This window comes from Buttiauxella cochleicola (assembly GCF_021282405.1).
GTDB classification, from domain to species: domain Bacteria; phylum Pseudomonadota; class Gammaproteobacteria; order Enterobacterales; family Enterobacteriaceae; genus Buttiauxella; species Buttiauxella massiliensis.
In genome coordinates this window covers 276,747-290,519 of record NZ_JAJSOU010000007.1, presented here as the reverse complement: position 1 = coordinate 290,519, position 13,773 = coordinate 276,747, and the positions used below count along the sequence as shown (strand labels likewise).

The window sequence follows — 13,773 nt, the reverse complement described above, 5'->3', positions numbered from 1 at the left end:
GAGAGAAAAAGCTTGCTGAATGAGGTCAGGAGACAGGAGGTCAGCGAGGCTTTGAACTTCATCGGGGGCAGTGAGATTGATAATACCGAGAGCTTGTGAAAGTTCCATTTAAAAAGGGTCCATGTTGAGCATGAACCCTTTTTACACGAGCCACCGGATCGGTCAACTGATCCTTAAACGATCGGCATTAGGCGAATAGCCCCTTTTTACTAAGTCAATATCTGACAAAAACGCCGCAAATTGCGGCGTTTTTTTTCGCTTTATAATCATTTGCTTAAATAAATCTTCACATTCGCGTTGCGAATTAATGTTATTTACACTTCTTCCTTTCAACTTTTTATGGTCAACCTCGGAACATTAAAAATTCTTATTTTAATTATGTGAGCGCTCTCATGTAGAGTTTTGTATTTTATAAATAGTAATTATCAAGATAAAACTCTCAAGGCATGATTTGTTACAAATACTCATAAATTATGTGCTCTCTGTCATAATATCGGAATGAACTCTTACAAAGTCATTGATAATTCGCGTCGCGAAAAATAGTCTTAAGGGCAGCAGTAATGCGGGCAAATATTCATAACCGCTTTAGCCGTTAGGCATTTTTACTTTTTTTCGCCATAAGGCGTCTTTTAACGTCCGGCGATTATTGATACGTCAAAGAGGAATAATATATGCGTACGTTTAGTGGCAAACGTAGTGCACTGGCGCTTGCAATTGCAGGTGTCACGGCTCTTTCAGGACTGGTAGTCATCCCTCAGGCAAGCGCAGCAGGCTTTGTGGATGACTCAACTCTGACCGGTGGTGTTTATTACTGGCAGCGTGAGCGTGACCGTAAAGATGTTACGACTGATAAATATGAAACTAACCTTGCGCATTCCACCTGGAACGCCAATCTGGACTTCCAGTCTGGTTTCGCCGCTGACATGTTCGGTCTGGATATTGCGGCCTTTACTGCTATCGAAATGGCAGAAAATGGTGATAGCGGTCACCCTAACGAAATCGCATTCTCCTCTGTAAACAAAGCTTACGATGAAGATTTCTCCGGTGATAAAAGTGGCATTAGCCTTTATAAAGCCGCAGCTAAATTCAAATACGGCCCGGTTTGGGCGCGTGGCGGTTACATTCAGCCAACCGGCCAAACCTTGCTCGCACCACACTGGAGCTTCATGCCTGGTACTTACCAGGGCGCTGAAGCCGGTGCAAACTTTGATTACGGCGATTCTGGTGCGCTGAGCTTCTCCTACATGTGGACCAACGAGTATAAAGCTCCATGGCACCTGGAAATGGACAAGTTCTATCAGAATGACAAAAACACCAAAGTTGAATATTTACACTCTCTTGGTGCGAAGTATGACTTCAAAAATGATTTCATTCTCGAAGCGGCATTTGGGCAGGCTGAAGGCTACGTTGATCAGTACTTCACCAAAGCAAGCTACAAATTTGATATCGCGGGTAGCCCGTTAACAACCAGCTACCAGTTCTACGGTACGCGTGACAAAGTTTCTGATGGCAGCGTTAACGATCTGTACGATGGCACTGCATGGTTGCAGGCATTGACTCTTGGATACAGAGTTGGACAGGTTGATTTGCGTCTTGAAGGAACTATTGTGAAGGCCGATGGCCAGCAAGGTTACTTCCTGCAGCGTATGACCCCAACTTATGCATCTTCAAACGGTCGTCTTGATGTGTGGTGGGATAACCGCTCTGACTTCAACGCCAACGGTGAAAAAGCAGTATTTGCAGGCGCGATGTATGACCTGAGCAACTGGAACCTGGCCGGTTGGGCAGTGGGTGCTTCTTATGTGTACGCATGGGATGCTAAACCAAGCTCTAAACCAACCACTGACGGTTACTACGATGCGGATAATCGCCTGAAAGAATCTGCATACAGCCTTGATGCGTTGTACACCGTTCAGGATGGTCGCGCGAAAGGCACGCTGTTCAAACTGCACTTCACTCAGTACGACAACCATTCAGACATCCCAAGCTGGGGCGGTGGTTACGGCAACATCTTCCAGGATGAGCGTGATGTGAAATTCATCGTCATCGCACCGTTCACCATCTTCTGATTCGAATCCGGGCGTGAAAGCGCCCGGTTTTCTTAAGGATATCAAGCATGAAAAAAATCGTACTGACTATGGTGATGGCGTTAGGTTTGAGTGCGTGTGCGCAGCAGCAACCTAAAACGGCTCCGGAAGATACAAAACTAAAGCAAGCGTATAGTGCCTGTATTAACACCGCAGAAGGCAATCCGGATAAAATCCAGGCCTGCCAGAGTGTGTTAAATGTGTTAGGCCAGGAAAAAGAGCACCAGGAATTTGCGAAGAAAGAAACGGTGCGCACCCTGGATTACCAGAACTGCATCCAGGCAACTCGTACGGGTAATGACCAGGCGGTCAAAGCCAAGTGCGATAAAATCTGGCAAGAGATTCGTGCTAACAATAAGTAATCGCTGAATTCAGGCAATAAAAAAACCGGTGAGTTTGTTCACCGGTTTTTTTACATCTGGCATCTGAATCCGATGCCAAAATATGCAGATTACTTTTCGCTGATTTCGTGTGCGTTTTCGTCGGTACGGCAATCACCTTCAGCGCAGTGACCATAAAGGTACAGGCTGTGGTTAGTCAGACGAATACCATGACGAGATGCGATTTCACGCTGGCGGGCTTCAATTGAATCATCACTGAATTCAATAACTTTGCCACAATCCAGGCAAATCAGGTGGTCATGGTGATGCTGTTGTGTAAGTTCGAACACGGATTTGCCGCCTTCGAAGTTATGGCGAGTCACAATGCCTGCATCATCAAACTGGTTTAATACACGATAAACTGTGGCGAGACCAATCTCTTCGCCCATATCAATCAGACGTTTATATAAGTCTTCCGCACTGACGTGATGGTTCACCGGCCCCTGCAACACTTCAAGGATTTTTAATCGCGGAAGCGTGACTTTCAGGCCGGCCTTCTTTAATGCGGTATTGTTGTCAGTCATGCGGAAATTGTCCTGTTGCTTAACGATTCGCTCGGACTCAGGGTGAGCGTTAAGATGAATGCGTCTCATTATAGAACTGCCACTTCTAAATGGGAACCGCAAGTATTATGCATAATCAAGCTAAGAAATGGCGGTTGAGTCGCGATTTGATTGCCTTGTTAGCTATTTTGTCAGGAGTTCATTGTACAGGGACAAACTGAAAAGTTAAAAATTTGTAGCAATTATTTTAATCGGAAATAACTATCAATGTGGCGCAACCTAATAGTTGCGCCACATCTGGAATCAGGCGTTGATGATATCAGCCAGGTTCAGTTCTTCAGAAACTTGTTTGACCCACTTCTGAACACGTTCAGCAGTCAGTTCTGGTTGACGGTCTTCGTCAATCGCCAGACCAACAAAGTGGTCATCGTCTGCAAGACCTTTAGATGCTTCGAAATGGTAACCAGCAGTTGGCCAGTGACCGACGATTGCTGCACCACGCGGCTCAATGATGTCGCGGATAGTGCCTAATGCGTCACAGAAGTATTCTGCGTAGTCTTCCTGGTCACCGCAACCGAACAGCGCGACCAGTTTGCCATTGAAATCAACTTCTTCCAGAGTGGGGAAGAAATCGTCCCAATCACACTGGGCTTCGCCGTAATACCATGTTGGAATGCCGAGAAGCAGAATGTCGAAGCCTTCCAGGTCTTCTTTGCTGCTCTTAGCAATGTCATGCACCTCAGCAACATCTTTACCGAGCTGTTTTTGAATCATCTTCGCGATATTTTCGGTGTTACCAGTGTCGCTGCCGAAAAAAATGCCTACGATTGCCATGAGTAAAATAACCTCTTGATACTTAATGGTATGGTGGCTGCTATTTGGCCACAGATAGGGCAATCATAGCAGAACACTTCGTGGTGCGGAAACTGCTATCGCCCCGGTGTGCACAGACTGCAAAATTGCATACCAGGGCATAGCACTAAAACTAACTGAGATGTTGCTTCAGTTGTTCGAGAAGTATCTCTTCAATCAATTCACTACGACTGATATTGCGCGCTTCAGCCAACTGATTGAGAGCATCTACCGCATCGTTATTGAGCTTTAGCTCCACTCGCTTCAGGCCGCGTACTTTATCGCGCTTGAGCTGGTTGCGTTTGTTGATACGCAATTGCTCATCACGCGTTAGCGGATTGGTTTTTGGTCGCCCCGGGCGACGCTCGTCCGCGAACAGATCTAATGTAGTACGGTCCGTTTGTTCTTTTGCCATGATTAGACTACTGACAGGGAATTCAGGTGGCACGGAGCGGGGTGCTCTGGCGCAATTTAGCGCGCAATCATACATCAGCATGGCTTGCGCGCCAACGCGTTAGCCGCAACTTGCGGCCAGTCGGTTTGTTTTTAATCAGTTTGCTGCGGATTCGTCGATAAAACGATGGATTGCGCGCAAAACAGCATCAGGTTTTTCAGCATGAACCCAGTGACCGGCCCCGGCCACGACGTGCGCACGTGCCTGCGGGAACTGCGAAAGCAACTGGCTACGATGTGATTCATCAACATAAGGAGACGCCCCGCCGCGAATAAATAGCGCGGGTTCATTCCATGCAGGAATGTTTTCCCAGCCGACAATATTCTCATATTGGTCCCACAATACCGGCACGTTGAATTTCCATGCGCCATCGGCAAAGGATTTCAGCAAAAACTGGATGACACCTTCTTCATCAAGATGCTCGCGCATAACGGTCGCGGCCTGCTGGCGAGTTTTAACATCTGCCTCGGTAACTGCATTAATCGCAGCGAAAATTTCATCGTGGCGACGAACCTGATAATCCACTGGGGCAATGTCAATCAGCACTAGTTTATCAATACGTTCCGGGGCAATAGCAGTCAGTGCCATTGCCACTTTGCCACCCATTGAATGGCCAATAATAATGGCTTTTTCAATGCCATACTCGTCGAGCGTTTCAACCACATCTTGCGCCATCGCGGCGTAGTTCATCTCTTCGCTTCGTGGCGATAACCCGTGGTTGCGTAGATCGATTTGCAGTAAATCATGATCCTGCCCAAGGTCACGGGCCAGCACGCCCAGGTTATCAAGGCTACCAAAAAGACCGTGAATAAGGACGATGGGGGAATTACTAGTCGATTGTTGCGCAGTTTGCAGGCGAGCATTCAATTTCATGGCAAAGTTCTTTTTTTTTACTTCGTGTGGTTAGGGTATCATAACGGCATCCTGCCGCACTGCCGCAAATTTCCAGTTTAGTCTGACTTTGTGGTGTGACAAAAGCTTGGCGCTACCCGAGGTTGGGTTTTGTACTTATAATCCCAACAACTTGTATACCCGTCATACTTCAAGTTGCAGGGGTGTTGGCTGCACTCACAAACCCCAGTCACTTACTTTAGTAAGCTCCTGGGGATTTGCTCCCTTGCCGCCTACCTGTAACTCGAATTATTTGGGTCAATTCAGAAAAGATATCGCACTGGATTAAGATGAAAACAATTGAAGTTGATGACGAGCTCTATCGCTATATTGCCAGCCACACGCAGCACATTGGTGAAAGCGCGTCCGATATTTTACGGCGCATGTTGAAATTTACCGCCGGCCAAACTCCAGCTACACCAGCAACTACCGGTCAGACGGCGGCAACTGCTGCACCTGCTCCGGAAGCCAAACCCGTAAATAAAGCACGCGATCGCGTTCGTGCGGTTCGTGAATTACTGCTGTCCGATGAATATGCGGAGCAAAAGAAAGCGGTTAACCGTTTCATGATGGTGCTTTCAACTCTGTATACACTTGATGCTCAAGCTTTTGGTGAAGCGACTGAATCGCTGCATGGTCGTACACGTGTCTATTTTGCAGGTAATGAACAGACGTTGCTGCAAAACGGAAACCAGACCAAACCTAAGCATGTTCCAGGAACGCCATACTGGGTTATTACTAACACCAATACTGGTCGTAAATGCAGCATGATCGAACACATCATGCAATCAATGCAGTTCCCGGCGGAATTGATTGAAAAGGTTTGCGGCACAATTTAACACCTCGCGTCAGAAGGAAAGGCCAATGGCTAACCACCCTCGTGCAGGACAACCGGCACAACAGAGCGATTTGATTAACGTAGCCCAACTGACGGCCCAGTATTATGTACTGAAGCCTGAAGTGGGGAATAGCGAACATGCGGTGAAGTTCGGGACATCCGGTCACCGTGGTAGTGCGGCACGTCAAAACTTCAACGAGCCTCACATTCTGGCGATTGCTCAGGCGATTGCAGAAGATCGTGCAAAAAATGGCATTACCGGGCCGTGCTACGTGGGTAAAGATACCCACGCGCTGTCTGAACCTGCGTTTATCTCCGTACTGGAAGTGCTGGCTGCGAACGGTGTGGATGTCATTGTGCAGCAGGCGAATGGCTACACGCCAACGCCGGCTATCTCTCACGCCATTCTGACGCATAACAAAAATGGCGGTGCACTGGCAGACGGTATCGTTATTACCCCTTCACACAACCCGCCTGATGATGGTGGTATCAAATACAATCCACCAAATGGTGGCCCGGCTGATACTAATGTCACCAAAGTTGTTGAAGATCGTGCCAATGCATTGCTGGCCGCAGGTCTGAAAGACGTGAAACGTATCTCTCTTGATCAGGCGTGGAAAAGTGGCCACGTACAAGAGCAAGATCTGGTGCAGCCGTTTATTGAAGGGCTGGTGGATATCGTTGATATGGCCGCCATCCAGAAAGCGGGCCTGAAGCTGGGTGTTGATCCACTCGGTGGTTCCGGTATCGAATACTGGCAGCGCATCGCCAAACACTACAATCTGGATCTGACGATTGTTAACGATCACGTCGATCAAACCTTCCGCTTTATGCATCTAGACAAAGATGGCGCGATCCGCATGGATTGTTCATCCGAGTGCGCAATGGAAGGTCTGCTGGCGCTGCGTGACAAGTTCGACCTGGCTTTCGCCAATGACCCGGATTACGACCGCCACGGTATCGTCACTCCTGCAGGTTTGATGAACCCAAATCACTATCTTGCTGTTGCGATTAACTATCTGTTCCAGCACCGCCCGCAGTGGGGCAAAGATGTTGCCGTCGGTAAAACTCTGGTGTCTTCCGCGATGATTGACCGCGTGGTTAACGATTTGGGCCGCAAACTGGTAGAAGTTCCGGTTGGCTTCAAATGGTTTGTTGACGGGCTGTTCGATGGAAGCTTCGGTTTTGGTGGCGAAGAGAGCGCCGGGGCATCGTTCCTGCGCTTTGACGGTACACCATGGTCGACGGATAAAGACGGCATCATTATGTGCCTGCTGGCGGCAGAAATTACTGCTGTAACCGGCAAAAACCCGCAGCAGCATTACGACGAACTGGCTGAACGCTTCGGCGCGCCTAGCTACAACCGCCTGCAGGCTTCCGCCACTTCCGCACAGAAAGCGGCACTGTCTAAACTTTCCCCAGAAATGGTGAGCGCAAGCACCCTGGCGGGTGACCCGATCACCGCACGCTTAACGGCGGCTCCGGGCAACGGCGCATCCATCGGCGGCCTGAAAGTGATGACTAAAAACGGCTGGTTTGCGGCGCGTCCTTCCGGTACGGAAGATGCGTACAAAATCTATTGTGAAAGTTTCTTAGGCGCGGAACATCGCCTGCAAATTGAGAAAGAAGCGGTAGAGATTGTCAGCGAAGTGCTGAAAAATGCGAAGTAATTCGTAAAAGTGAAAAAGCGCCGCAAGGCGCTTTTTTTGTATGTGTCGGATGACGCTTCGCTAAAGCATAAATCGATAACCAATCCCCGTTTCCGTCAACAAATGCGCCGGGCGCGCAGGATCGTTTTCCAATTTCTGCCGCAAATGCCCCATATAAATCCGCAAATAATGGCTGTGTTCCACCGCGTTCGGCCCCCAAACCTGGTTGAGCAACTGGCGCTGCGTCAGCACTTTTCCATGGTTATTGATAAGCGTGGCGAGCAGGCGAAATTCAATCGGCGTGAGGTGGATTTCTGCACCATCGCGGGTAATGCGGCGGTTCGCGAGATCAACGCTGATATTTGAAAACTGATAAACCGGGTCGGGCTGCGCAAGACTTGCATGGCGACGTAAGACTACGCGCAGTCGCGCTTGCAGCTCACCAATACCAAAGGGTTTGCTGAGATAGTCATCGGCGCCGGCATCCAGGGCATCAATCTTCACCTGTTCGTCGCTTCGAGCTGAAAGCACCACAATCGGCGTCTGGCTCCACTGGCGAAAATCGCGGATAAAATCAATGCCGTCACCATCTGGCAAACCAAGATCGAGAATGACTAAATCGGGCTTGCGCGTTGCGGCTTCCAGCAAACCACGTTGCAATGTTTCTGCTTCATGTACGCGCAGCGATTCGGCTTCCAGCGCAGTGCGCAGAAAACGACGGATCTCTTTTTCGTCTTCAACAATCAAAACTGATATCACATAACCTCGTTCATCTCAGCCAGCTCAGGTGGTGGGGGCAGAGGTAAAATAACATGAAAACTGGCTCCGCCTTCTGGTCGGTTGGCTGCAATAATTTTCCCATCGTGAACTTCGACAATCGCCCGGCAAATTGCCAGACCCAATCCGACACCAGGAATGGCTGACTCTTTGTTGCCACGGGAAAATTTATCAAAAATCTTCTGTTCTTGCCCAGTTGGAATGCCTGGGCCGCTGTCCCAGACTTCCAGATCGAGTTTATCAGCCGATGCCTGCGCGCGAATGCCAATTTCCGCTTTATACCCGGCGTATTTCACGGCGTTTTCCAGCAGATTTATTAACACGCGCTCAAACAGCGGGCCATCAACATGAATCAATAACAGCGGGTCAGGCAACGCCAAATCAATATGCCGCCCGCCGAGTCCTGGCTCCAGCATTTTTAACGCGCTGCCGACCACTTCTTCCAGCGTCAGCCACTCTTTGCGCAGATTAAATCCACCGGACTGAATCCGCGCCATATCCAGTAAGTTGTTCACCAGGCGCGTGGTGTTGAGGACGTGTTGGCGAATATCGTTGGCTTGCGGAGCGTGTTTCGAACCTTCAGAGGCCAGATCTAACGTCAGAATTTCTGCCTGACCAAAAAGCACCGTCAGTGGAGTGCGCAAGTCGTGTGAAAGTGCTGCAAGCAACGAGTTGCGCACTTGTTCTCGCTCACTGGAAAGCCGAGCTTGATCTTCGCTGGCGGTCAGTAACAATCGCTCCAGTGCAGTCGCCGCCAGTAACGTGAAAGTCTCCAGTAACCGTTGCTGCTCGGGGATCATTAACTGGCGCAAATTATTCGGTTCGACAATTAACAGGCCGAGAGTTTTTTCCGGTGTTTTTAGCGGCAGAATTTGATAAGGCACACCGGGCAGTGTATCCGTGCCGGCACCGGCTGGTTGGCCTTTATCAAAGCTCCAACGCGCTATAGCTTCGTCCCAGTTTTGAGGTTCGCCCCTGGCATTTACCCGCTCTAACTGGCCATTTTCGTTGGGCAGCAACAACTGTGTACGAGCATTGAAACTGTTATTGATAAATAGCTCGCTGGTGGCAGCAATATCTTGCGGAGTGCGTTCTGCGGCGAGGGCTTTCGACATCTCATAAAGATGACGAGTGCGCTGTTCGCGATAACGGGCAATTCGTGCCTGATAACGCACCCCCGCGGTGAGATTACCGATAACGAGGCCGACCGTTAGCATCACGGCGAACGTTAGCAGGTACTGAATATCAGAAACCGCCAGCGTGCCATGGGGGGCAATAAAAAAGAGATCAAAACTAAGAACGCTTATCACAGTTGCCAGCACCGAAGGCCAGCGCCCGTAGAATAGCGCGACAATAACGACACCCAGCAAATAGAGCATCACCAGGTTGGCGGCATCGAAGTCCATCAGCCACTGATTGGCAATAAACGTTGTGATGGCACATAAAGCAATCGCCACCCCGCAGCCGCGTAACTGCACGCGCCATTTTTCCGCAAAGCTGCGCGAGTCCGTGGCTGATGGTGACGCTGATGCGGGTTTATCGTCGAGGGCGACGATCACTAAATCGAGGTCTGGGGCACGGCGGGCTAAACGGTCGGCAAAGGATTCTCGGCTCCAGAAGCGACGAGTGGTGCGCCTGCCGATAATAATCTTGCCGAGATTGTGCTCGCGTGCGTAACGCAAAATCGCTTTATCTTCTGCCGGATCGGCAAGTGTGGTGGTCTCTGCCCCCAACTCTTGAGCGAGGCGAAGCGAAGCTAAAATAGCGCGACGTTGATGTTCAGGTAAACGGTGAAGCTGTGGCGTTTCGACATACACGGCGTGCCAGATGCTACCTAGTTTTGCTGCCAGGCGTGCGGCGGTACGAACCAGTTTCTCATTGCCAGAACTGTGGCCGATACACAACAAAATGGCATCACGCGTGTGCCAGACTTTCTCTTCGCCCTGGTTATCACGCCATGCCCGCATTTGGTCGTCAACGCGATCGGCGGTGCGGCGCAGTGCCAGTTCACGCAGCGCAATCAAATTCCCTTTCCGGAAGAAGTGCTCAATGGCGCGTTCGGCCTGGCCTGCGATATACACTTTGCCTTCGTGCAGACGCTGGCGTAAATCATCGGGCGGCAAGTCGACCAGCACGATTTCATCGGCAGCATCAAAAATAGGGTCGGGTACCGTTTCGCGTACTTGAATCCCGGTCACGCCGCCGACAATATCGTTGAGGCTTTCAAGATGCTGCACGTTGACGGTGGTAAATACATCAATCCCGGCATCCAGTAACTCGTCCACATCCTGCCAGCGCTTAGGGTGACGCGAACCGGGCGCATTGCTGTGCGCCAGTTCGTCCATCAGAATCAGCGCCGGGTTACGCGCTAGTGCAGCGTCGAGGTCGAACTCATGAACCCAGCGTCCACGATGGTGCGTGCGCCTGGCGGGCAGCAGATCCAGCCCGTCAAGCAATGCAGCAGTTTCTTTACGCCCGTGAGTTTCCACCACGCCAATCAGAATACCTAGCCCTTGTGCGCGCAGGCGCTGCGCTTCCTGGAGCATGGCGTAGGTTTTCCCCACGCCCGCACAGGCACCGAAAAATATTTTCAGCTTCCCGCGTGTTGGGCGGCTAACCTGCTCTAGCAGCTTATCCGGATCGGGGCGCTGCGGTTCCTGCGTCATAACAACTCCTTTGAGCCTGGCTTTGGTAGATGTCGCTTACGGTGCCTGCAAAGCATCCAACGCCACGTTAACCAACAACACATTCACCACCGGTTTACCGAGGAAACCGACCAAAGGCTGAGTAGAATTTTCGTCTATCAACCGTTGGATCTGTTCAACCGGAAGATTGCGTGCTTTGGCGATACGCGGGATTTGCCAGGCTGCTGTTTGCGGGGAGATCTGCCCGTCCAGACCGCTGGCTGATGCGGTCACCAGTTCAACGGGAACCGCTGGATTAGCCTGCGGATTTGCCGCGCGTTGCGCCGCAACACGTGCCGCGACCACCTTATCCAGCTCAGGGTTACTTCCCGCCAGGTTGCTGCCGCCTGAAGCCATGGGATTATAGGGCGTTTCAGCCGTAGCAGAAGGGCGGCCTTGTAAATACTTCGCCTCGGTGAAGTTTTGTCCAATCAACTTCGAGCCACGTACCGCGGTGGTATCAATAATCAATGAACCATTGGCTTGCGCCGGGAACCACCACTGGGCAAGCAGCGTTGTCAGGAGCGGGTAAAGCCCCCCGGTAATCAGGGTGAGCAAAATCAGTAACAGTATAGCGGGACGCAAGGTAGACATTTGTTTTTCCTCTTAAACCAGGCCACAGACGGTCAGCAGCAAGTCGATAGCTTTGATGCCAATAAACGGCACAACTAACCCCCCCAGACCGTAAATCCACAGGTTGCGGCGAAGCATCGCTGCGGCACTGAGCGGTTTGTAGCTCACGCCCCGTAACGCCAGTGGAATCAAAAAGATGATGATTAGCGCGTTAAAAATCACCGCGCTTAAAATCGCCGAGGCAGGGGAGTGCAGGTGCATCACGTTTAGCGCATTAAGCTGCGGATAAGTTGCAGCAAACGCGGCGGGAATAATCGCGAAATACTTTGCCACGTCGTTGGCAATACTGAAGGTGGTCAGCGAGCCACGGGTCATCAGCATCTGTTTGCCGATGTGTACCACTTCAATCAGCTTGGTGGGGTTAGAATCCAAATCTACCATGTTGCCCGCTTCTTTTGCCGCTTGCGTGCCGGAGTTCATGGCCACCGCCACATCCGCCTGCGCCAGCGCCGGGGCATCGTTGGTGCCGTCGCCGGTCATAGCCACTAAACGACCTTCCGCCTGATACTGGCGAATCAACGCCAGTTTCGCTTCCGGAGTTGCTTCCGCAAGAAAATCATCAACACCCGCTTCGGCAGCAATCGCTGCCGCCGTCAAACGGTTATCCCCGGTGATCATCACCGTTTTAATCCCCATCTGGCGCAGTTGGGCAAAGCGCTCTTTAATGCCGCCTTTGACGATATCCTTCAGGGCGATAACACCGAGCACATTGGCACCTTCTGCCACCACCAGCGGTGTTCCACCGGTGCGGGCAACACCTTCTACCAGAGTGTCGACCTGCGGCGGGAAGTGTCCGCCGTTCGCCTCAACGTGGCGACGAATAGCATCCACCGAACCTTTGCGAATCATGCGGTCTTGAATATTGATGCCGCTCATGCGGGTTTGCGCGGTAAACGGCACAAAGGTGGCATGCAGGTTTTGCACGTCGCGTTCGCGCAGGTTAAAGCGCTGTTTTGCCAGCACCACAATGCTGCGGCCTTCCGGCGTTTCATCTGCAAGCGACGAAAGCTGCGCCGCATCGGCCAGAGTTTTTTCATCAATACCGGGTGCAGGCAGGAAATCAGAAGCCTGGCGGTTACCAAGCGTAATGGTGCCTGTTTTATCCAGCAGCAATACGTCGACATCGCCCGCGGCTTCAACGGCACGCCCGCTGGTGGCAATCACGTTTGCACCCAACATGCGGCTCATCCCGGCAACACCAATCGCTGAAAGCAGCCCGCCGATGGTGGTGGGAATTAAACAAACCAGCAGGGCAATCAGCACCGTGACGCTAACTGCCACACCACCGTATTGCGAGAAGGGCCACAGCGTGGCGGTTGCCAGTAAAAAGACGATAGTCAGTGCCACCAGCAAAATCGTCAGCGCAATTTCATTCGGCGTTTTGCGGCGTTGCGCACTTTCCACCATCGCAATCATGCGGTCGAGGAAGGTTTCGCCAGGGTTCACGCTGCACTGAATCACCAGCCAGTCGGAAAGAATGCGCGTGCCGCCAGTGACGGAGGCAAAGTCGCCACCTGATTCACGAATCACTGGTGCGGATTCGCCGGTAATCGCGCTTTCATCGACTGATGCGCCGCCTTCCAGCACTTCGCCATCACAAGGGATAATGTCGCCCGCTTCAACCAGCACAATGTCGCCTTTACGCAGATCGGCGGCGGGAACATGGTCCATTTGCGCGTCATGGTGAGGGGCGCGTAATTTGCGCGCCCAACTGGTTTTCTTCACCCCTTTCAGGCTATTGGCTTGCGCCTTGCTACGGCCTTCAGCCAGCGCTTCGGCAAAGTTTGCGAACAGTACGGTAAACCACAGCCAGATGCTGATGGCTAAGGTAAACGATGCGTCGCCCTGAAGTTTTCCACTGAACATGGCAATCGCCAGGACCGTAGTCATCACGCTACCCACCCAGACGATAAACATCACCGGGTTACGCCACTGCACCTGCGGGTTAAGTTTTTTAAAGGAATCTATTAGCGCCTGACGAATCAGCGATGGTTCAAATAGCGCCTGTTGCTTGCGACTCATGGA

Annotated in this window: 12 protein-coding genes; 4 read left to right on the top strand and 8 right to left on the bottom strand. The window is 51.2% G+C overall.

Translation table 11 applies throughout. From position 1 onward, the window contains the following. Positions 1-671: 671 nt before the first annotated feature. Both chiP and chiQ read left to right on the top strand, forming a co-directional pair. Positions 672-2,069: a chitoporin ChiP gene (gene chiP, locus LVQ79_RS12275; RefSeq protein ID WP_151992868.1), complete on the top strand. Its 1,398-nt coding sequence runs from the start codon at positions 672-674 to the stop codon at positions 2,067-2,069. Positions 2,070-2,116: 47 nt separating this feature from the next. Continuing rightward, entirely contained in the window at positions 2,117-2,449 is a 333-nt protein-coding gene (chiQ, locus tag LVQ79_RS12270) for a ChiQ/YbfN family lipoprotein (RefSeq protein ID WP_232865145.1), read from the top strand. Positions 2,450-2,538: 89 nt separating this feature from the next. Here chiQ and fur read toward each other — a convergent pair whose 3' ends face one another. The 4 genes from fur to ybfF form a co-directional block, all read right to left on the bottom strand. Further along, complete coding sequence (fur, locus tag LVQ79_RS12265; RefSeq protein ID WP_034456677.1) at positions 2,539-2,991, bottom strand: ferric iron uptake transcriptional regulator; 453 nt, start codon at positions 2,989-2,991, stop codon at positions 2,539-2,541. Between the two features lie 282 nt (positions 2,992-3,273). After that, entirely contained in the window at positions 3,274-3,804 is a 531-nt protein-coding gene (fldA, locus tag LVQ79_RS12260; RefSeq protein ID WP_034456675.1) for a flavodoxin FldA, read from the bottom strand. 151 nt (positions 3,805-3,955) lie between these two features. Further along, positions 3,956-4,237, bottom strand: coding sequence for a LexA regulated protein (ybfE, locus tag LVQ79_RS12255; protein WP_064517087.1), 282 nt, complete (start codon positions 4,235-4,237; stop codon positions 3,956-3,958). Between the two features lie 135 nt (positions 4,238-4,372). Further along, on the bottom strand, positions 4,373-5,149 hold the full coding sequence (gene ybfF, locus LVQ79_RS12250; protein WP_232865144.1) for an esterase: 777 nt from the start codon (positions 5,147-5,149) through the stop codon (positions 4,373-4,375). A gap of 308 nt (positions 5,150-5,457) precedes the next feature. Between ybfF and seqA the strand changes: the two genes are divergently transcribed. Both seqA and pgm read left to right on the top strand, forming a co-directional pair. Continuing rightward, positions 5,458-6,006 (top strand): replication initiation negative regulator SeqA, encoded by a 549-nt coding sequence (seqA, locus tag LVQ79_RS12245; protein WP_154149798.1) that lies wholly within the window; start codon positions 5,458-5,460, stop codon positions 6,004-6,006. Positions 6,007-6,031: 25 nt separating this feature from the next. Next, positions 6,032-7,675, top strand: coding sequence for a phosphoglucomutase (alpha-D-glucose-1,6-bisphosphate-dependent) (pgm, locus tag LVQ79_RS12240; protein ID WP_232865143.1), 1,644 nt, complete (start codon positions 6,032-6,034; stop codon positions 7,673-7,675). Positions 7,676-7,735: 60 nt separating this feature from the next. On the opposite strand, the gene kdpE is transcribed toward pgm, so the two are convergent. The 4 genes from kdpE to kdpB are packed head-to-tail and all read right to left on the bottom strand — an operon-like array spanning position 7,736 to position 13,770. Continuing rightward, entirely contained in the window at positions 7,736-8,413 is a 678-nt protein-coding gene (gene kdpE, locus LVQ79_RS12235; RefSeq protein WP_232865142.1) for a two-component system response regulator KdpE, read from the bottom strand. Beyond that, a complete protein-coding gene (gene kdpD / locus LVQ79_RS12230) occupies positions 8,410-11,097 on the bottom strand; it encodes a two-component system sensor histidine kinase KdpD (RefSeq protein ID WP_232865141.1) in 2,688 nt (895 codons plus the stop codon). The genes kdpE and kdpD overlap by 4 nt, the downstream gene beginning before the upstream one ends. Before the next feature lie 36 nt (positions 11,098-11,133). Continuing rightward, the gene (gene kdpC / locus LVQ79_RS12225) at positions 11,134-11,709 is read right to left on the bottom strand and encodes a potassium-transporting ATPase subunit KdpC (protein WP_232865140.1); all 576 of its coding nucleotides are present in this window, start codon (positions 11,707-11,709) and stop codon (positions 11,134-11,136) included. A 12-nt stretch (positions 11,710-11,721) separates the two neighbouring features. After that, entirely contained in the window at positions 11,722-13,770 is a 2,049-nt protein-coding gene (gene kdpB, locus LVQ79_RS12220) for a potassium-transporting ATPase subunit KdpB (protein ID WP_232865139.1), read from the bottom strand. Positions 13,771-13,773 lie beyond the last annotated feature (3 nt).